Origin of the sequence: Pseudoalteromonas fuliginea, assembly GCF_000690055.1 — a bacterium.
In the GTDB taxonomy this organism is placed as follows: domain Bacteria; phylum Pseudomonadota; class Gammaproteobacteria; order Enterobacterales; family Alteromonadaceae; genus Pseudoalteromonas; species Pseudoalteromonas fuliginea.
Window position 1 is genome coordinate 84,737 of the sequence record NZ_JJNZ01000007.1, and the last position, 18,930, is coordinate 103,666.

Genomic DNA, 18,930 nt, shown 5'->3' on the forward strand with positions numbered 1-18,930 from the left:
AAAGTTATGAGTTTTTTTGACAGCCAATTATTTAAAGATGTTCAAATGCAGCATGTATTTAGCGACTGTAAAACATTCGCAGATGCAATTGCGCGTGTTAATTGGCAAAGTGCATGTAAAAGCTATGAACAATTAGCGCCTTTAACTAATACGCAGCTTAGTGAGTTTGTAAACGCACACTTTATTACTTCCCCAGTGCTAGCAATGGGCACTGAGGCTGATACGTCATCGGTTAAACATTATATAGACTCGTTATGGAATGGCCTTAGAAGAGAGGCTGATACCCCAAAGCAAGATTCATTACTAGCACTAAAGCACAGCTATATTGTGCCTGGCGGGCGCTTTCAAGAGATTTACTATTGGGATAGTTATTTTACAGCATTGGGTTTAATCGATGCAGATAAAGGTGATGTAGTTGAAGATATGCTACTTAACTTTGTCGATTTAATTAACGATTATGGTTGTATTCCAAATGGTAACCGTCGCTATTATTTATCACGCTCGCAGCCACCGGTTTTAGCACTCATGGTCGAATTATTATGGGAACATACGCATAGTAAATCACTCAATACGCAATGGCTTGCCATGTGTGTTGCAGCACTTGAAAAAGAATATATATTTTGGATGCAAGGCGCTCAGTTGCTTTCGACTAATGTATTGAGCTCAAAGCGGGTAGTAAGAATGCCTTGTGGTGGTATTTTAAATCGTTATTGGGACGATGTAAGTGAGCCAAGGGCAGAGTCATTGCGTGAAGATTTAGCGCTAGCGGAAGGGTTGGCGAAGGAGAAAAAATCTGATTTTTATCGTAATATTCGCGCAGCGTGTGAGTCGGGTTGGGACTTTAGTTCTCGTTGGCTTGGTGAATCTAATTTACTAAGCTCTATTCAAACAACTGATATTGTTCCTATAGATTTAAACTGCCTTATGTATAACTTAGAGAATCAGTTAAGCAAATTCTTTCAATTGCTCGGCAATAGTGAACAAGCAGAGCATTACCAATTACTTGCTAGCAATCGCAAGGCGCTTATTAATGCTTACCTTTGGAATGAACCAACCGGTTTTTTTGTTGATTATAACTGCCGTACAACGACTCAATCTCCAATACTTAGTGCAGCGGCAACTACTGCTTTATTTGTTAATTTAGCCAGTAATGAGCAAGCAACTAAGGTAGCTACAAGATTAGCCAATGAATTTTTAAAAGAGGGTGGCATTGTTACAACTATTACTCAAACGGCTCAGCAGTGGGATAGTCCAAATGGTTGGGCTCCACTACAATGGTTTGCGGTAAAAGGGCTTAATAACTACGGTATAACACAATTGAGTACACATATAATGCAAAATTGGGTAAATATGGTTGAGCAAAACTTTGCAGCAAATAGGTGCTTACTCGAAAAATACAATGTGTGCACACCAGCGGTTTTAGCCGGTGGTGGTGAATATCAAGTACAGCAGGGTTTTGGTTGGACTAATGGTGTAACGGCAAGATTTTATACGTTATTAAATAATCCAGAGTTTTAAATAATTGGGTTACTTATAATTTTTTAATACCATTATCGGATTGTATGTTACCTATAACTTAGGTAATGTTGCATAAACGTTTCATGGATGAAATTTATGTCACATAAAAATCACGTGTTTGTAAGAACAACTTTTCAGTCATCTTTCCACTCTCATAGTTACACCGCTATATTAAGAACACTACAAGCGCTGTTTACCGATATAAAAATGGATGACACAGTACCTCAGCTAGAAGAACGATCGCATTATGATTTGTTTTTGATTGATGGCACTAAAAATAATTGGCAAGACCTTATTCCCACCGATTTAATTTGCTTAGCGAAGCACTGTAACGTTGTTGTCTTTAATGTTGAGCGAGAAACGGTATGTGAAAAGAACTTACTTCTCAATCATTTCAATGGCGTATTTTATAAATCGGATCCTCCAGAAGTTATTTTTAAAGGGTTAGTTAAAATAAATGCTGGTGAACTCTGGTTTGCACGAAAAATTATTTCAATCGCATTCAATGATATTTTGGCTGTAGCATCATCATTTAACAGTTTGTACGATGGTATAGAAATAAAAAAAGATGATTATGATCATTTAACTAAACGAGAAAAATCGGTTATTTATCTCATAGCGCAAGGTGCCAGTAATAATGCTATTGCCGATAAACTTAATATAAGTGATCACACAGTAAAAACCCATTTATACAGTGCGTTTAAAAAAACTAGTTCGCGTAATCGAGTAGAGCTAGCTAATTGGGCACAACGTTATATTTCTGTTTTACTGCCAATGGCTAAATAACCTTTTCAGGATCAAATTTTTGTATAAATAAGGCGACTTAAAAGTAGCCTTATTTATCTTAATTATTAACTTACTTTTTTGGCCCATAACCCTTTATCAATGCCCTTTGTTATTAGGTCTGTAAGTGCTTTTTCTATTGCTTGGGTAACACAAATACTCATAGGTTCGTTATCACTAAAGCCAGCTTCTGCTTCAGCTAATCGTTTGTAACTTACGTACCTAAAAAATCCGGCACGCATTTCTTGGCTCAGTACTTTTTTGCTGGTTGCTACCGATAGTAAGACTTGCCCTGTTCGTACATCAACAGCACGTAAGTATATTGAAATAGCATCTTCACGGTAAAGCTCTGATGCGCCTATTCCAAAGTATTCCATACCTAAACCACCTGTTTTTACATTGGTGTCGTAGCTAATAATACCGCCTTCTAAAATTATTTTGGCGGTTGTTAATGGGGGTAAATCTGGTTGATTTGGATTATCTGATTGAGCCGCCCGAATGATTTTTCGCTCTGTTAGTATATTTTGCAGACCCTCACGTTCAACCGGTGTAAACCAATCCGACTCATGTAAGGCTTGTATTAGTATTGAATTAGCCCCCTGAGTTACAGCGGTAGAAAATGAGCTCACATTTGTTTGCGGTTTATATTGACCTGTTTGATCTCTAAATGAATAAACTGAAACAGGAATACTACCCATGGGTTTGGGTAGGTTTTTTAAATCAGAAAAAATTTCTGTGGGTTCTAAGCTCATTGCTTGCTGCTGCTGTGGTGGTATTAAATTTCCCAAACTTGCGCAGCCCGTTAAGCTAAGAACTACAATTGTTATAAGTAGTTTATACATTATCCAAACCTCGGTACTTCAATGATCACCACGGTGTCATCAATTATATTTGTTATTCTTACGGTAATGCTATCTGTGGTACTGGTTATAACTTCTATTTGGTAATCGCCACTCATAAATATGGAATCTTGATTGAAAATACTGTCGTCTATGTTTTCACCAAACGCCATATCTGTTATTTCTCTTACCATTCGATTTAAGTAAGTGCGTTCTAAAGAATCTTGAAATTGCTCGGTGTAACTTTTTTCTATTACTGGCGCTTTATGTTTATTTTGAGCTTGTGCTTTGCTAAGTAGCATATTCGCATTGAGAGGATTACCGCCAAAGCTTGGGTTAATTGGGGTATAAATTATTTCAGTCGCGGCGGCTGAAAAGCTTAATGTTGTTATTATAAATATTATTATTCTCATTTTACCATCCATTTATGGCCATATCGGGAGACGACACTGCCATATTTTCACGAGCCATTGCATCAATTACGGTATACACGGCTTGTTCAACACGTTGATCTAGTGGCTCTAACCTTCGGCCTAAGTATGTTGCATACACCAGTCTATTGTTCATTATTAAAGAAAGTTTAGTGCCTGCTTTTGGGATTACTGTTTCTTTAATTTCAATATTAAACCCTGCAGTTGAGGGTAAGTCTCGCCAGTAATTTGAGAACTCGTAATAAAATTGATGACCAAAGCGACTAATGCTTCTATCGAGTAATAAACCGTCTATTTCCAACTCATCAGCTGCATAACCTGCAGTGCTAAAAGATAATGAAATTACGAATAAGAAACCAGCGAAGCTATTTTTTTTATTGTTCATAATTAAAAGGGGAGAGTTACTCTCCCCAACCTTTGCAATTACATTTGTGTAATTGTTGCCGTATTACCATCACCCATTTGAGTAACAGATACTGTACTGTTAAAGCCAATGACAGCGCCTTCAACAATATTATCGTTACCCAGCTGAGTTACGCTAAATGATACGTTTTCACCGCCAACTAAAAAGGCTGATTGCTCTGTTCCGCCAACCCAGTTATTTTCACCTTGTTGTGAAATATCAATGCTGTGGTCGTTGCCTTCAACCATTAAATCAATAACATTCATTTCGCCAGTTTGAGCAATATCAATTTGACTACCGTTACTGTCTAAAATGCCAGCAAGTGTTAGCATTGTTTCATTTAGAGAACCATCTTGAACAATATCAATATCGTTATCGTTTGAAGTAAGTGAAGTGTCTGGGTAAGACGACTCCACAACAGCGGTATTATCTTGGCCTGTTTGTGTTAGATTTATGTCGTTATCAGAGCCATTAAAGTTAACTAAATGTGCTGAGTTAAATTCACCTACCTGATCAATCGTAAATTCATTATCAGAACCTAACACGCCCATGTAAGCGTCATTGAACAAACCATTTTGATTACTTGTTAGCTCATTATTATCACCAATAAGTTCAGCGGTAGCAGTGTTGTATGTATCTACTTGAGTAATGGTTACTTCATTGTTTTGACCTTCAAATAACGCTGAGTCTGCGGTGTTGTTACTGCCTTCTTGGTCAATGTCTATTTCGTTATCATTACCCACAACCGCTGCAAATGTTACAGCATTTGTATTGCCATCTTGTTCAATGGAAAACTCGTTAGCGTCGCCAGAAATAGCACTGAGTGTTACCGCATTACGATCGCCATCTTGCTCAATATCAAGCTCGTTGTCGTTACCTTGTAAAGAACTGACTTTAAAGGTGTTCCAGTAACCTGCTTGCTCTAAATCGAGTGTATTCTGATCGCCAGTGAGCATTGTTATTTCAGCTTCATGCCATTCACCAGTTTGCAGCGAAGTTATTTCGTTGCCATTACCTTGCATATCCATGTTGTAGAACCAATGACCGCCAGTGCCTTGTTCTACTTCAATCAAGTTGTCATCACCAGTTACTGTATTTATAGCTTCGTTATTGACCAAAACACCTTGGCCAACCTGTGTTACAAGTAAGAGGTTATTATTACCAGTAACTTCGGTTATTAATCCATTCGCAGTACCATCTTGAGCGTATGCTTGTGAGTTGCTATCACCAATTGTAGTTACTTCAGCATAGTTACCAAACTGTGCTTGGGTTACTTCTGTATCGTTATTATTGCCTGTTGTTGTGACAAGCATGGTATTGCTATCGCCATTTTGTATTAACAATGCCGTATTGTTGTTTAATGTTTGAGCAAGTGTCATTGAATTAGCTGTACTTGCAATAGATACCTTGGTGTTAAGTTCAGAGCTAGATACTGATTTATTACCTGTTTCAGCATATGAGGCAAAGCTAGTACTCATTGCAATTGCAACCGCGCAGCTTAGAATTGATTTGTTCAACTTCATTATTTTTCTCCTTGAAATGATAAAATCAAACACCTTAAATGTTATAGGTTTTAATAAGGTATTTGCTGTCTCAGCATGCCGTGCCGATATAATGTTTTGTGATCCGCTTTAGTTACTTATGTAAGTGAGTGAAGCGAAATATATGATTATTGAGTAAAAACGAGTCTTGTCATAAAGCTAACACTGACAAAGTTTAAGCTTAAATTCATAATCAAGTACTAACTGTATTCCTCAATATGAATTTCTTAAATCATCATTTTTTACCAATTTTTTTTATTTTATATTTCAAATGGTTAAGCTTATAACCTTGCTTTTTTAGATTTTATTCGAAAAAAGCAGTAAAAAAACATGACCCTATATTGGGTAGAGGTAAGTGTAATAAATTCATTATAATGACTGTATTAGGTGTTTTTTTTTGCCAATTCTAGTTAAAAATAATGGTTTTTTGTTATTTTTAATCTTTATTACTTGTTTAATTTGGTGTTTGGTTGTTTGCTTATATCTTGCCATGTGATCCCTTGTACTTGAAGTAGTGAAAAACTTGCTTAGTGTTTCTAAGCCTTCCCTACTATGGATAGAACAATGAAAACAAAATTATCTATTATTACGCTCGCGCTACTACCTTGTTTAGCTTCTGCAAAGTTACCTGATGCAGGTGCACTGCAACAAGTTACTGCAAGTAGTGACTCTATAATTGTTAAATATAAAAAAAATACAACGCCACAAATGCGTAAACAAGTACGCGCTATGGTTAAAGCTAAAATATCGGATTTAAATAATGATGAGGTTGATGATAACTTTACGTCATTATTTTCGGGCCGTTTAGCTAAGTTTAAAGTCTCTGGTATGAGTACCAAAGAAGCTATTGAGCGTTTGAAGTCAAATCAAGCTATTGAATATGTAGAGCCAGATTACCGAGTGAGTATTGCTACAAGCTCTCCTAATGATCCTCGTTTTGATGAACTATGGGGTTTAAATAATGAGGGCCAAACAGGTGGTGTTACAGATGCCGATATTGATGCACCTGAAGCGTGGGACATTTCTATCGGTAGCCGCGATATTGTAGTGGGTGTTATTGATACAGGTGTTGATTATAGTCATCCCGATTTAGTTGATAACGCATGGGTTAATGCGGGCGAAATTGCTGGTGATGGTATTGATAATGACGGCAATGGTTATATTGATGATATTCATGGTATTAACGCGATTACAGATGCTGGCGACCCAATGGATGACCAAGGACATGGTTCTCATGTGTCAGGCACAATCGGTGCAAGCGGTAACAATTCAACGGGTATTGTAGGTGTAAACCAAGAAGTATCTATTGTTGGTTGTAAGTTTTTAGATGCGGCTGGTAATGGCTCAACATCAGATGCAATTAAGTGTATTGACTATATGGTTAACCTTAAAAATTCAGGTGTTAATTTACGTGTTCTAAACAATAGTTGGGGTGGTGGTGGTTTTAGCCAAGCTTTAGCTGATGCAATTACAGTAAGTGAGCAAGCTGACATTTTATTTGTTGCCGCTGCCGGTAATGATGCAGTTGATAATGATGCAAACCCGCATTACCCATCAAGCTATGAACACGAGAGTGTTTTTTCTATTGCGAGCACTGATAGCAGCGATAATTTATCTGACTTCTCACAATGGGGTTTAACCAGTGTTGATATGGGGGCACCCGGTAGTGCTATTTTATCAACAGTCCCGGGTAACGGTTATGCTACTTACTCAGGCACTTCAATGGCAACACCTCATGTTGCAGGTGTTGCTGCACTTGTGTTGTCAATCAACCCAGATTTAACAACCACAGAACTTAAACAGTTATTGATGAGCAGTGGTGATGTAAATACTGCATTACAAGGTAAAACGGTTGCTGGCACTCGACTCAATGCAAACCAAGCATTACTTGATGCAGACCCAACCCCGAGTTTTATAATGTCTGTGACACCTGTATCACAGCAAAAAACAGTAGGCGAAACTGCATCGTATACATTTGAAATAGGTTCTATTGCACAGTGGGATGGTGAAGTAACACTTGATCTAACATCTAGTCTTGGTGGTGCATATTTATCTGCATTAACAGCACGTCCAGGCGAAACAGTACAGCTTAGTGTTGAGACCGATGAAAATACGCCATGGGGTGATTATGAGTTTACTGTTACAGCAACATCAGATGATATTGTTAAAGAAAAAACAGTAAGTTTAATGTTACAACCTGCTGGTTTAAATGACTTTACGTATAGTAATGAAGAAAATCTACCGATCCCTGATAACGATCCATTAGGCGTTAATTCGGTTATCACAGTTGCTGATGATTTAACTATTTTTGGTACTTCAGCAGATGTAAATATCACACACACGTGGTCTGGCGATTTAGTACTTACACTTACTTCACCGCAAGGCTCTGAAGTCACTCTACAAAGTAATCAAGGTGGTAGCGAAGACGATATTGTTAAAACGTTTACATCAAGTGTATTTAATGGCGAAGTAGGAACCGGTGATTGGACATTAAATGTTGTCGATACGGCAGGTATAGATACAGGTAATATTAATAGTTGGTCACTTACGTTCAGTGCTATTGGTGAAGTAGGTACACAACCACCTCTTGCTAGTTTCACTGTTGATACACAAGGGTTAACCGCTGCATTTGTAGACACAAGCAGTGATGCTAATAATGATATAACACAGTGGAGCTGGAACTTTGGTGATGGTGCAACATCAACTGACTCAAGACCAGTACATGCCTATGCCCAATCAGGTAGTTACGATGTAGAGTTAACGGTTACAGATAGTGAAGGTAATACTGATTCATTTACTCAAACGGTTGTTGTAAGTGACGTGACCCTTGAGCTGAACTTAAAACGCGCTAACAAAACACGTTTAGGTACAATGCGTGTAGAACTTAGCTGGGAAGAAGTGGGTGCAGAGTCATTAAGCGTTTACCGTAATGGCGAGTTAGTTGATACCGTTTCAGATAACGGTCGTTACCGTGATTACGTGCGTGGAGCTACGTTACCATCGTACGATTACCAATTATGTGTAACAGAAAATGTGTGTTCGAATATCATCACCGTTTCTTTTGAATAAATTTTATTACATCTAAAGTAATTTAAGCCCAGCAAAGCTGGGCTTTTTTATGTTTACGATGAGGGTAATAAGTAATTAGAATTTATTTTTAATGGATTACAGCTATGCTTTTTTATACGGGTGGGTTTTAAGCCAGTGCTCGGCTATTTGTTCACGCGTGGCAAACCAAACTTGCTCATGCGATCGGGCATATTCTAAAAACCGTGCTAATGCTTTTATTCTTCCTGGTCTGCCAATTAAGCGACAATGCAAACCTATCGACATCATTTTTGGGGCGTTTTCACCTTCTGGAGCGCCTTCCTCGTATAGTGTATCAAAGGCATCTTTTAAGTAATTATAAAATTGATCGCCTGCGTTAAAACCCTGCACGGCAGCAAAGCGCATGTCGTTTACATCAAGCGTGTAGGGCACTATTAACTGTGGTTTACCTTCTTTAATACTGTAAAAAGGTAGGTCGTCGCTGTAATCGTCGGCATCATATAAAAAATTACCATTTTCAACTACAAGGGCTGCTGTGTTAGGGCTTGTGCGCCCTGTGTACCAACCTTTGGGCTTTTTACCGGTAAGCGCTTGAATGATTTCAATGGCTTGTTGCATATGCTCGCGTTCGGTTTGCTTATCTATATTTTGATAATTAATCCAGCGCAGGCCATGGCTTGCAATTTCGTGGCTTGCTTCAACAAAGGCTTTAGCTACATCGGGGTGGCGCTCAAGGGCCATCGCCACTGCAAAAATGGTGACCGGTATATCGTATTTTTTAAATAAACGCAGTAGCCTCCACACGCCCGCGCGCGAGCCATATTCGTAAATAGACTCCATGCTTATATGGCGGTCTTCAACATGGGGGGCACTGACTATTTCTGATAAAAACGTTTCAGCGGCTGCATCACCATGTAATACACAATTTTCGCCGCCTTCTTCGTAATTTAATACTACTTGCACGGCAATGCGGGCTTTATTAGGCCAGTTTGCATGGGGTACATCTGGACCATAACCAATTAAATCGCGCGGGTAGTTTTTAAAATGCTCACTCATTTTATTGCTCCTTTTTAAGTGCTGTGAGCCAAGACCCGAGCGTTTCGCGCTCTGTGTCAGTCATTTTGGTCATATTAGCCAGTGGCATATCTTTGGTTATAACCGCGCGGGTATGAATAAGCGTGCTGGCTTTTTTTACATCACTAATAGAGTCGAGCTTAAAGCCTAGCGGCGCTGTTTGAAAAAGCTCAGAGGTAGGTGTTTCGCTGTGGCACTGTGTACAGTGCTTACTAATTATATCCCACGCTTGTGCGTCGGTAATACTTGCTTGTAAAGGCGCGCTTTCGCCTGCATTTGTTGGTGTACTGGGCCAAGGGGCTATGGCGAGCATAAGAGCAAAAAAGGCGGCAATACCGCTTACAAGTACTGAGGGCTTATTAACGCCTTGATGCTTTAAGTTAAAGTAATGGCGTATCCACATACCAATACCAAACAGCGCAATTAAAATAAGCCAGCCAAAGTTGTGGCTATACGTATAAGGAAAGTGATTGCTAAGCATAATAAATACTACAGGTAATGTGGCGTAGTTATTATGAATAGAACACAGCTTTGCCTTTAAACCTGGCGCTGAATCAGGGATTCTACCAGCTTCTACTTCACTCACCATGTAGCGCTGCCCTGGCATAATAATGTGATACACATTGCCAACCATACACGTGCCAATGAGTGCGCCTACATGAATATACACAGCGCGGTCGCTAAATAATTGATCAACCCCAAAAGTCCACAGAGCTAATAAACCAATAACTACAGCAATAAACACTTTGCCGTTTTCAACCAGCGGGGTTTTACACAATAAACGATAAATACCATAACCTAAGCCAATAAAACCAAGGGATGCGCCAATAGCTGCAAATTTACTTAGCTCACTTTTACTGTTATCAATTAAGTACACATCGGCGCCAACATAATAAAGTAAGCTAAATAGTAATATACCGGTGATCCAGGTTGTGTACGCTTCCCACTTAAACCAATGCAGGGTATGAGGCATTTGTTCAGGGCCATTTTGATACTTAGCCACTTCGTAAAAGCCACCACCATGCACGGCCCATAAATCGCCTTTTATGCCTTTATCTATTTTCCACTGCGGTGGTGTTTGTAGGTTGTTATCAAGCCATGCAAAATAAAATGAAGCGCCAATCCATGCTATACCAGCAATAACATGAAAGTAACGCAGTACTAAATGAGCAAGCTCAAATAAATAGTTTTCCATAACGGTTAAGCCTCTTCTAATACCGGTGAGCGGGTGTCTGAAAATTGATTGTTATCATCGCGCTTATACACACTTTTACCCATAATGTAGGTTTGCTCAACGCAGCGGTCGTCGCCTAACATCATCATTGCAAATAGTTTTTCATGTAGGGTTTTGGCATGCTGTATTCTAAATTTTAAAAATGGGGTTGCTGAACAATCCATTACAATAAAATCGGCTTCACAACCGGCTTCAAAATTACCAATTGTCCCTTCTAAATCAAGTGCTCTAGCCCCGCCGAGTGTTGCTAAATACAGCCCTTTAAATGCTGAAAACTTTTGACCTTGTAACTGTTGGATTTTGTACGCTTCGTTACCTGTTTGTAGCATAGAAAAGCTTGTTCCTGCGCCTACATCGGTACCCATGCCTACGTTTATGCCGTGCTCTTCACAGGCTTTTAAATTTAAAAGTCCTGATCCTAAAAATAGGTTTGAGGTAGGGCAGTGCGATATTGCCGCATTGTTATCTGCAAGGCAGCATAGCTCGCGCTCAGATAAATGAATACTATGGGCAAATACTGAGCGTTTACGTACCATTTTTGCTTGCTCGTACACGCCTAAGTAGTCTTTGGCTTCTGGAAATAGCCCTTTTACCCATTCGCACTCGTCTTTGTTTTCCGATAGGTGTGTATGCAGGTAGGTGTCTGGGTATTCTTCAAGCAATTGAGTACATTTTTGAAGTTGCTCAGGGGTTGATGTAGGAGCAAAACGCGGTGTAACTGCGTAGCTTAACCTGTCAACATTGTGCCATTTTTCAATGAGGGCTTTAGATTCGTCATAACTTGTTTGCGCGCAATCAGATAAGTCGTCAGGGCAGTTACGATCCATCATTACTTTACCGGCAATCATGCGTAAATTGCGTTTTTGTGATTCTTTAAAAAACGCATCAACCGATTGCGGATGCACTGTGCCAAATACAAGGGCAGTGGTTGTGCCATTGCGCAGCAGCTCGTCTAAAAAGCGATTAGAGATCTCTTTTGAATAATGCTTACATGTAAACTTTTTCTCTGTCGGAAACGCGTATTCGGTGAGCCAACTTAGCAGTTGCTCGCCATACGCGCCTACCATTTCGGTTTGCGGCAAATGTATGTGTGTGTCAATCATACCAGGCATAACGAGTTTGCCATCGTGGCGGATAACACGCGCTGATTTATCAATTGTTGGCAGTATGTCGTGCTCGTAGCCAAGTTTAACTACTTTGCCGTGCTTGATAACTAATGCGCCCTTTTCAAAAAAACGATGGGCGTTTTCGCCAGTAATGGCAGGGTCGTCAACAAAGTCGAGTATATCGGCACAAACTACTGTTAAGTTATTATTGTTTTGTGTGCTCATAGTTAGCTACCTCTGTATGTAGAGTAGCCAAACGGGCTAAGCAACAATGGGATATGGTGATGTTTAGTATCTTGTAATCTAAACGTTATTTGCGCCTCTGGGTAAAACGCAGGGGTAGGTTGGTTTTGGTAGTAGCTATCTAAATCAAATACTAGCTTATAGGTTGCAAATTCTACTTCTGTATTTAGCCAGTCGGTAATTCGCCCATCGGTATCGGTTGTGCCTTGGGTTAGTTGTACCCATTCGTTATTTGTAAGTTTAAATAGCTTAACAGCAACGTTTGCCGCAGGTTTTCCGGTGCTGGTATCAAGTATATGGGTGGTAATAGGGCTTTTGTTCATACTTTTATTCATAGCAGTGACTCCAATCTTATTTTTGTTATTTTGGCTTGTTCGCCCGCGGCTATATTTAGCTCTGTACTGCGGGTGTTGTGTATGCGCTGCTCTATGAGTTCGAGCATTTGTTCGGCCGTTTTACCGGTGGCGCACACAATAAAAATAAAGCCAAACTTGCTAAGGTACTCTTTATTAAGGGCAATCATTTTGGTAAGTACGGCCTCGTTTGCTTTGCTCATACCTGATTGCTCATGCCCCGCTTTTTGTGCGGTAGCAGCGTATTTTTTGCTAAGGGTTGATAAGTCGCCTATTTGCGGGTGGCCTTCAAAGGCAGCTAAATAGTCGCTCTCGCCAAGGCTATCCCATATGCTTTGTGCGCATTCAAACAGCTGTTGAGCACTTTTAAATGGCATTGCTTTTATCATGCCCGCTACCCAGTTAGGGGCCGCGCAGCAATGCTCAAGTGCTTGTTTTGCTTGTGCATCATTTAGCGTATTTATTTGTAAACTGCTCATGCGTTTACTTCCTCCTGCGTGGTGCTAATTAAGGCATTTTTTAGTGTGCGCCATTGCAAGCCTTGGCGTTTTGGCGCTTGGGTTTGCATAGCCTGATAAAGGCCAATTAGCTGTCCACTAATCGAAATAGCCACTTCCATTGGCAATTTGCCCGTAATGTTATTAAGCCCAACAGGGCAGGTCATTTGCTGTATTTGGTCGGCTGTAAAATCGCGATGGGCTAGGCGTTGCTTAAAACGTTTGGCTTTAGTGTCAGAGCCAATTACACCAAGCCAATTGGCATCAGCGCGTTTAATAATGGCTTGGGTGAGGGCAAAATCGAGCTGGTGGTTATGGGTCAATATTAAGTAGTTGTTAGACTTAGGTGCACGCTTTACTTGTTCTGTGGGCTCTTCATCAACCACTTTTACTACGTTATTTGGAATAGTCTGTGGGAATACATCTGCGCGGCTATCTATCCAACGTATGCGCATAGGCAGCTGTGCCAATATACCAATAAGCGCTTGTGCTACATGGCCTGCGCCATAAATGTCGAGGGTAAAGCGCTCGCATTGCATGCATTCAAGCATAACGGTGGCAGCTCCGCCGCAGCACTGGCCTAAATTTGCACCTAGGTTAAATTGCTCAATTACTTGGGCGGCTTCGCCTTTGGCAAGTAGTTCGCGGGCTTTTTCTATTACTACGTATTCAAGGTGGCCACCGCCAAGAGTGTCGTAAATATGCTCGCCGCTTATTACCATTTTTGAGCCTGTGCCGCGTGGGGTTGAGCCATTTGTGCCAAGTACCGTGGCAATTACATAATTAGTGCCGCTTTGTTCGTGCTCGTTTATAGCCTGCGCCCAGTTTTGAGTATGAAAACCCTGAAACGACTCATTTAAATTAGTCATGTTGATGCTCCTTAAACCAACTAGCGGTTTGCTCAATTGCACTCAATACTCGCTCTGGGGTTGCGGGTGTATCCAGTGGGGCTGTGTATTTGTAATCAGCCACACTACTTATGGCATTACGAATAGCGCTCCATACACTAAAGGCCAGCATAAATGGCGGCTCGCCTACGGCTTTTGATCTAAACACGGTGGTTTCTGGATTTGCTGAGTTATAAAGATTGACGTTAAATTCGGCAGGTGTATCGCCAATGGCTGGTATTTTGTAGTTGGCTGGGCCAAAGCTTGCAAGCTGGCCTTTATCATTCCATTGTAAGTCTTCAGTTGTTAGCCAGCCCATACCTTGCACAAAGGCGCCTTCAATTTGCCCTATATCAAGTGCTGGATTAATTGAACTGCCTACATCGTGCAGTATATCAACGCGGGTTACCGTGTTTTCGCCAGTTAGGGTATCTACTTCTACTTCGCTGAGCGCTACGCCGTGAGCGTAGTAAAAAAATGGGCGGCCTTCACCTTTAGCTCTATCGTAATGAATTTTTGGTGTGGCGTAATAACCGGTAGATGAAAGCGATATACGATTCATATAAGCAAGATTTGCAAGTTCGCTAAAGCTAATTTCCCCTTTACTAAAAGTAATGAGGTTATCTTTAAATACAACAGTGTTGCTGTCTACTTCAAAGTGCTCGGTAATAAAATCAATTAAGCGCTCTTTTATTGTGTTTACTGCATTTAGCGCCGCCATACCGTTTAAGTCGGTACCGCTTGAAGCTGCTGTTGGCGAGGTGTTTGGCACTTTGTCGGTACGCGTAGCACTAATACTTACCGCGTTAAAATCCACCCCAAAGCCGTGGGCCACAATTTGCGCAATTTTGGTGTTTAGTCCTTGGCCCATTTCGGTGCCGCCGTGGTTTAAATGTATAGAACCATCGCTATATACATGTACTAATGCACCGGCTTGGTTTAAGTGTTGTACCGTAAACGATATACCGTATTTAACCGGCGTCATCGCAAGGCCTTTTTTGATAATAGGTGACGATACGTTAAATGCTTTAATAGCCTCTTTACGTGCCCAGTAGTCACCCGACTCCTCAAGCTGAGCAATCATATCTATTAAAATATGTTGCTCTACGGTTTGATGGTACGGCGTGGTATCGCGGCCTTTTTTATATAAATTGAGTTTTCGGATCTCAAGCGGATCTTTACCTAATTTAGCGGCTATATCGTCCATTATTAGCTCGCCCATAATCATTCCTTGCGGGCCACCAAATCCTCTAAATGCGGTATGGCTTACGGTATTTACTTTACAGCGATTACCCTTAATTGTGGCGGCTGGGTAGTAGTAGGCGTTATCGGCATGAAACATGGCGCGGTCTACTATTGCATCTGATAAATCGGGGGAGTAGCCACAAAATCCGTTTACGGTAATGTCGGCACCTTCTATTAAACCATTTTCGTCAAAACCAACATGATAGTGATTATAAAACGGGTGGCGTTTACCGGTTAATTTAAAATCGTCGCTACGGGCTAGGCGCATTTTTACTGCGCAGCCAAGGTGGTAAACCGCAAGGGCTGCAAGGCATGCCCATGGTGCGCCTTGGGTTTCTTTGCCGCCAAAAGCACCGCCCATACGGCGGGTTTCTACGTTTACAAAGCTAAATGGCTTTTTTAAAATTTTAGCAACTAAGTGTTGAACCTCAGTAGGGTGTTGCGTAGAACACTGAACATGAATGCCCCCGTCGTTATCAGGTTGCGCCAGCGCTATTTGGCCTTCTAAATAAAAGTGTTCTTGCCCGCCTATGTTTATTTCGCCTTTAAGCTGGTGGATTGCGTTATTAATGGCTTGTTCGCTGTTACCACGGTTAAGTGAATGGGGCGGCCTTACCCAGTGCTCTTTGCTAATGGCTTCTTTAATATCAAGTATGGGTGTAGTTTGCTCGCACTCTATAACCACTAAACGTGCAGCGCGGCGCGCTATTTCATAGGTGTCGGCAACTACTACCAGCACAGGTTGCCCGTGGTATTGAATTTCATGGCTGGTCAGCAGTACATCACCTGGAAATACTGGGCCAATATCTAATTTACCCGGAACATCTTCGGCAGATAAAATACGTTTAACGCCTTTAACTGCTAGTGCGTGACTGGTATCAATTGATTTAATAAAGCCGCTTGTAACAGGGGCGAGCACTGGGTATGCATGCAGGCAACCGTAAGGCTCAGGATTATCGTCGGCAAAATTTGCACTGCCACAAACTTGTTTAATAGCGCTTTCGTGATATTTAGATTCTCCAACGCTACCACCTTGCGCTTTTAGTTTATCCATTTCAAAGTGACGCATGTGAGATCCTCGTAATGGCAATGTTGTTATTGTTGCGTGCTTGCGGCTCACAAAACTCAATACCAATGCGTTGTAATAAGTTTTTGCTTACCGTAGTGCGATAATGCGCACTGCTTCTTACATCGCTCATAGGCGTAAAGTCATCGTTAATAGCCGTTGCTGCGTCTATAAAACTACTTACTTGTAATGATTGAGATATCAGCTTTTGCTCAATATGCTGCGCGCGCTTAGGAATAGCTGCCATACCGCCCATAGCGCAGCGGGCTTGAGTAATCATGTTTTGTGAATGCTCTATAGCAAGCACCAAACACACGGTAGATATATCGTCTTCAAAGCGTTTTGATATTTTATGACACGCCAGTTTTAGTGACTCTGGGCGCTTTGGGATGGTGAACTTACTAATTACTTCATCGCTTTTAAGAACTGTTTTTTTGTAATCAATAAAGTAGTCGGTAACTTTAATAGTGCGCGTACCAGCGCTGCTTAATAAATCCATTGATGCATTAAGAGCGATTAAAAGGGGGGCGGGATCGCCAATAGGAGAGGCATTCCCTATGCTGCCACCGAGTGTGCCGCTGTTACGTACTTGGCTTGAGCCTAAGCGTTCAAATAGCTCTTTTGACTCTGGGTAATGGTTATAAAACACCTCAACAAATTGGCTATAAGGTAGTGCTGCACCAATGTGTAACTCACCGTTGTTATCTGCCAAGGTGCAAAGATCCTTTACTTGGCTAAGGGAGATAATTACATCCGGTAAGAGCATGTTTTGGCTAAGCTCAATGGCAAAGTCGGTGCCACCAGCAACTAAATGTGCATAAGGATAAAGCGCTTTTAGCTCAACAAGTTGTTGGGCAGTTTGTGGTAAGTAAAATTTGCGAGGACCATTTTTTAAAAATGGAATATCGTCATCATATTGCGTATTAAGTGATGCTTTAAATTGAGCGGCCATTGCTGAGTACGGTTCAGCTTTACGCTCATAGCTATAGGCTTTTTCGGCTGCAAGTAATATTGGGCTATAACCTGTACAACGGCATAAGTTACCACCAAGTGCATGAATAACCGCTTTTTTACCAGGGTACGTTGGTTCATTAATATAAAGAGCCAACAAACTCATTATTATACCGGGCGTGCAAAAACCACATTGCGAACCATGACACTCCACCAGTGCACGTTGTACGGGGTGTAAATCGGTTAAGTTTGGGTATAAGCCAGTAGTCACAGCTTCTACCGTTACTATATGTTTTGCATGCGCATTACCTAATAACAATAAACAGCTGTTCATTGTTTTGTATTGCCAACTAGTTTGCCCGTTTGCATTTATACGCTCTTCACCCACTAAAATTGTGCACGCGCCACAGTCGCCAGTTGCACACCCTTCTTTGGTGCCCACTTTCCCTTTTTTGGTGCGTAGCCAGTCCAAAATGGTGAGACTTGGCGAACATTCTTGTACTTCAATTGGCGTGTTATTTAATAAAAATTGAATCACACAGACCCCCTTAACTTTTATAAAGCCTGATACATAAAGGCTTGGCGTATGTTTTCTCTTGTTGTTTGCGCACGGGTAACAAAAATACTTTTTCATCTTTAGTTAGCTTATTGCAGTTACTATGCCATTGTTGACCGCTTGGTCAGTTGGTGATTCGAAGCGGCAAAATTGTCGAGGTGTAGGTAATAACGGCGTAGCCTTAAAAATAAAGCTAGGTAAAGTGGATGCTTTTAATATGTGGGTCCAAAGGTGAAAATGGTGCTGGTAAAAACACATTAATGAAAATGCTTTATGGTGTGATTAAACCTGACCAAGGGGACATGTTTTTTATAATGAATATAAAAGAACTTGCTGATACGCGCGATTTAGCAGCACGCTTGCGGTTCGAGTTATAACAACGTCAACACGTTATGGTATGTTATTAAAATCACATAAACATTTGAATAACCTAAATTAATTGTGTTAAATTACGATTAAATGAAAATGCGGACTTGATTTAAATGGACTCTCAAATTGATTTTTCTACCTACACTTTAGATGAGCTTTACTCATCAGCGGAAGCTATAGATCGCGAAGCCTACCCAGATCGAGCAAAGGAAATAGACAACTTAATTAAAACGCGAGAAGCACAGAGCCCATCTGAAAATATTGTATCAAAAGTAGCAGGAGAAAAAGCAACGCGCTCAGATAGGCTAGTGGCTGCTATTGTTGATGGCGTTTTAGGTGTTGTTTGTTTTATACCTGTATTCATGCTCGTAGGGTTTGATAATTTAAGCCAACCAACACTTACTTTATCTGCAGGTTTGCTAGGTTATGGCATATTAAGCACGTTAGTGCTTCATGGTTACCTTATGTACCAACGCGGACAAACAATTGGTAAATCTTTAATGTCTATCCGTATTGAAAATTTAGATGGTACACAAGCAAGCTTTACTACAATTTACTTTAAACGCATGCTTTCTATGCAACTATTATCACTTGCACCTTCGGTAGGTCAGTTTATAGCAGGTCTTGTTAATCCATTATTTATACTTGGAAAAGATAAACGATGTTTACATGATCATTTAGCGGGAACAAAAGTGAGTTATGTAGATTAATCAGGATATTAATTATGGCAACTTTGCCCGGATTTAAGTTTGATTAACAAAAGTTACAAAATGGCGTATTTCACTA

At 40.6% G+C, this 18,930-nt stretch carries 17 protein-coding genes; 5 read left to right on the forward strand and 12 right to left on the reverse strand.

Annotated elements, in window-relative coordinates; all coding sequences use genetic code 11:
• The first annotated feature begins 6 nt into the window (after positions 1-6).
• Positions 7-1,518: a trehalase family glycosidase gene (locus DC53_RS18160; protein ID WP_033028473.1), complete on the forward strand. Its 1,512-nt coding sequence runs from the start codon at positions 7-9 to the stop codon at positions 1,516-1,518.
• A 96-nt stretch (positions 1,519-1,614) separates the two neighbouring features.
• Positions 1,615-2,304, forward strand: coding sequence for a helix-turn-helix transcriptional regulator (locus DC53_RS18155; RefSeq protein WP_008134135.1), 690 nt, complete (start codon positions 1,615-1,617; stop codon positions 2,302-2,304).
• Positions 2,305-2,369: 65 nt separating this feature from the next.
• On the opposite strand, the gene DC53_RS18150 is transcribed toward DC53_RS18155, so the two are convergent.
• The 4 genes from DC53_RS18150 to DC53_RS18135 are packed head-to-tail and all read right to left on the reverse strand — an operon-like array spanning position 2,370 to position 5,497.
• Entirely contained in the window at positions 2,370-3,143 is a 774-nt protein-coding gene (locus DC53_RS18150) for a CsgG/HfaB family protein (protein WP_007378428.1), read from the reverse strand.
• Positions 3,143-3,565, reverse strand: a complete 423-nt coding sequence (locus DC53_RS18145; protein WP_033015061.1) for a curli assembly protein CsgF — start codon at positions 3,563-3,565, stop codon at positions 3,143-3,145. The genes DC53_RS18150 and DC53_RS18145 overlap by 1 nt, the downstream gene beginning before the upstream one ends.
• Positions 3,555-3,956, reverse strand: coding sequence for a curli production assembly/transport protein CsgE (locus tag DC53_RS18140; protein WP_007378426.1), 402 nt, complete (start codon positions 3,954-3,956; stop codon positions 3,555-3,557). Before DC53_RS18140 ends, DC53_RS18145 begins: the two co-directional genes overlap by 11 nt.
• 38 nt (positions 3,957-3,994) lie before the next feature.
• Entirely contained in the window at positions 3,995-5,497 is a 1,503-nt protein-coding gene (locus tag DC53_RS18135; RefSeq protein WP_007378425.1) for a curlin, read from the reverse strand.
• A 582-nt stretch (positions 5,498-6,079) separates the two neighbouring features.
• Between DC53_RS18135 and DC53_RS18130 the strand changes: the two genes are divergently transcribed.
• Complete coding sequence (locus DC53_RS18130; protein WP_033028474.1) at positions 6,080-8,584, forward strand: S8 family serine peptidase; 2,505 nt, start codon at positions 6,080-6,082, stop codon at positions 8,582-8,584.
• A 102-nt stretch (positions 8,585-8,686) separates the two neighbouring features.
• Here the strand turns inward: DC53_RS18130 and puuE are convergent, their stop codons facing one another.
• From puuE to xdhA, 8 genes are read right to left on the reverse strand one after another with little or no spacing between them, the layout of a single operon-like run.
• Positions 8,687-9,619 (reverse strand): allantoinase PuuE, encoded by a 933-nt coding sequence (puuE, locus tag DC53_RS18125; protein ID WP_033028476.1) that lies wholly within the window; start codon positions 9,617-9,619, stop codon positions 8,687-8,689.
• Position 9,620: 1 nt separating this feature from the next.
• A complete protein-coding gene (locus DC53_RS18120) occupies positions 9,621-10,832 on the reverse strand; it encodes a urate hydroxylase PuuD (protein ID WP_033028477.1) in 1,212 nt (403 codons plus the stop codon).
• A gap of 5 nt (positions 10,833-10,837) precedes the next feature.
• A complete protein-coding gene (gene guaD / locus DC53_RS18115; RefSeq protein ID WP_033028478.1) occupies positions 10,838-12,202 on the reverse strand; it encodes a guanine deaminase in 1,365 nt (454 codons plus the stop codon).
• A gap of 2 nt (positions 12,203-12,204) precedes the next feature.
• Positions 12,205-12,555 carry a hydroxyisourate hydrolase gene (gene uraH / locus DC53_RS18110; RefSeq protein WP_033028479.1) on the reverse strand — a complete coding sequence of 117 codons (351 nt, stop codon included), beginning with the start codon at positions 12,553-12,555 and terminating at the stop codon, positions 12,205-12,207.
• Positions 12,552-13,052 (reverse strand): 2-oxo-4-hydroxy-4-carboxy-5-ureidoimidazoline decarboxylase, encoded by a 501-nt coding sequence (uraD, locus tag DC53_RS18105; protein ID WP_004334571.1) that lies wholly within the window; start codon positions 13,050-13,052, stop codon positions 12,552-12,554. Before uraD ends, uraH begins: the two co-directional genes overlap by 4 nt.
• Positions 13,049-13,939, reverse strand: a complete 891-nt coding sequence (xdhC, locus tag DC53_RS18100; protein ID WP_033028480.1) for a xanthine dehydrogenase accessory protein XdhC — start codon at positions 13,937-13,939, stop codon at positions 13,049-13,051. Before xdhC ends, uraD begins: the two co-directional genes overlap by 4 nt.
• Positions 13,932-16,271: a xanthine dehydrogenase molybdopterin binding subunit gene (xdhB, locus tag DC53_RS18095; RefSeq protein ID WP_007378416.1), complete on the reverse strand. Its 2,340-nt coding sequence runs from the start codon at positions 16,269-16,271 to the stop codon at positions 13,932-13,934. Before xdhB ends, xdhC begins: the two co-directional genes overlap by 8 nt.
• Positions 16,258-17,757, reverse strand: coding sequence for a xanthine dehydrogenase small subunit (xdhA, locus tag DC53_RS18090; RefSeq protein ID WP_007378415.1), 1,500 nt, complete (start codon positions 17,755-17,757; stop codon positions 16,258-16,260). Before xdhA ends, xdhB begins: the two co-directional genes overlap by 14 nt.
• Before the next feature lie 224 nt (positions 17,758-17,981).
• Between xdhA and DC53_RS21575 the strand changes: the two genes are divergently transcribed.
• Both DC53_RS21575 and DC53_RS18085 read left to right on the forward strand, forming a co-directional pair.
• The gene (locus tag DC53_RS21575) at positions 17,982-18,152 is read left to right on the forward strand and encodes an ATP-binding cassette domain-containing protein (RefSeq protein ID WP_081824533.1); all 171 of its coding nucleotides are present in this window, start codon (positions 17,982-17,984) and stop codon (positions 18,150-18,152) included.
• 105 nt (positions 18,153-18,257) lie between these two features.
• Positions 18,258-18,854, forward strand: coding sequence for an RDD family protein (locus DC53_RS18085; RefSeq protein ID WP_033028481.1), 597 nt, complete (start codon positions 18,258-18,260; stop codon positions 18,852-18,854).
• Positions 18,855-18,930 lie beyond the last annotated feature (76 nt).

Excerpts from the sequence above, each read along its gene's own strand:
- DC53_RS18160 (WP_033028473.1), top strand. The coding sequence starts at position 7 with ATGAGTTTTTTTGACAGCCAATTATTTAAAGATGTTCAAATGCAGCAT.
- DC53_RS18155 (WP_008134135.1), top strand. The coding sequence starts at position 1,615 with ATGTCACATAAAAATCACGTGTTTGTAAGAACAACTTTTCAGTCATCT.
- DC53_RS18150 (WP_007378428.1), bottom strand. The coding sequence starts at position 3,143 with ATGTATAAACTACTTATAACAATTGTAGTTCTTAGCTTAACGGGCTGC.
- DC53_RS18145 (WP_033015061.1), bottom strand. The coding sequence starts at position 3,565 with ATGGATGGTAAAATGAGAATAATAATATTTATAATAACAACATTAAGC.
- DC53_RS18140 (WP_007378426.1), bottom strand. The coding sequence starts at position 3,956 with ATGAACAATAAAAAAAATAGCTTCGCTGGTTTCTTATTCGTAATTTCA.
- DC53_RS18135 (WP_007378425.1), bottom strand. The coding sequence starts at position 5,497 with ATGAAGTTGAACAAATCAATTCTAAGCTGCGCGGTTGCAATTGCAATG.
- DC53_RS18130 (WP_033028474.1), top strand. The coding sequence starts at position 6,080 with ATGAAAACAAAATTATCTATTATTACGCTCGCGCTACTACCTTGTTTA.
- puuE (WP_033028476.1), bottom strand. The coding sequence starts at position 9,619 with ATGAGTGAGCATTTTAAAAACTACCCGCGCGATTTAATTGGTTATGGT.
- DC53_RS18120 (WP_033028477.1), bottom strand. The coding sequence starts at position 10,832 with ATGGAAAACTATTTATTTGAGCTTGCTCATTTAGTACTGCGTTACTTT.
- guaD (WP_033028478.1), bottom strand. The coding sequence starts at position 12,202 with ATGAGCACACAAAACAATAATAACTTAACAGTAGTTTGTGCCGATATA.
- uraH (WP_033028479.1), bottom strand. The coding sequence starts at position 12,555 with ATGAATAAAAGTATGAACAAAAGCCCTATTACCACCCATATACTTGAT.
- uraD (WP_004334571.1), bottom strand. The coding sequence starts at position 13,052 with ATGAGCAGTTTACAAATAAATACGCTAAATGATGCACAAGCAAAACAA.
- xdhC (WP_033028480.1), bottom strand. The coding sequence starts at position 13,939 with ATGACTAATTTAAATGAGTCGTTTCAGGGTTTTCATACTCAAAACTGG.
- xdhB (WP_007378416.1), bottom strand. The coding sequence starts at position 16,271 with ATGCGTCACTTTGAAATGGATAAACTAAAAGCGCAAGGTGGTAGCGTT.
- DC53_RS21575 (WP_081824533.1), top strand. The coding sequence starts at position 17,982 with ATGCTTTTAATATGTGGGTCCAAAGGTGAAAATGGTGCTGGTAAAAAC.
- DC53_RS18085 (WP_033028481.1), top strand. The coding sequence starts at position 18,258 with ATGGACTCTCAAATTGATTTTTCTACCTACACTTTAGATGAGCTTTAC.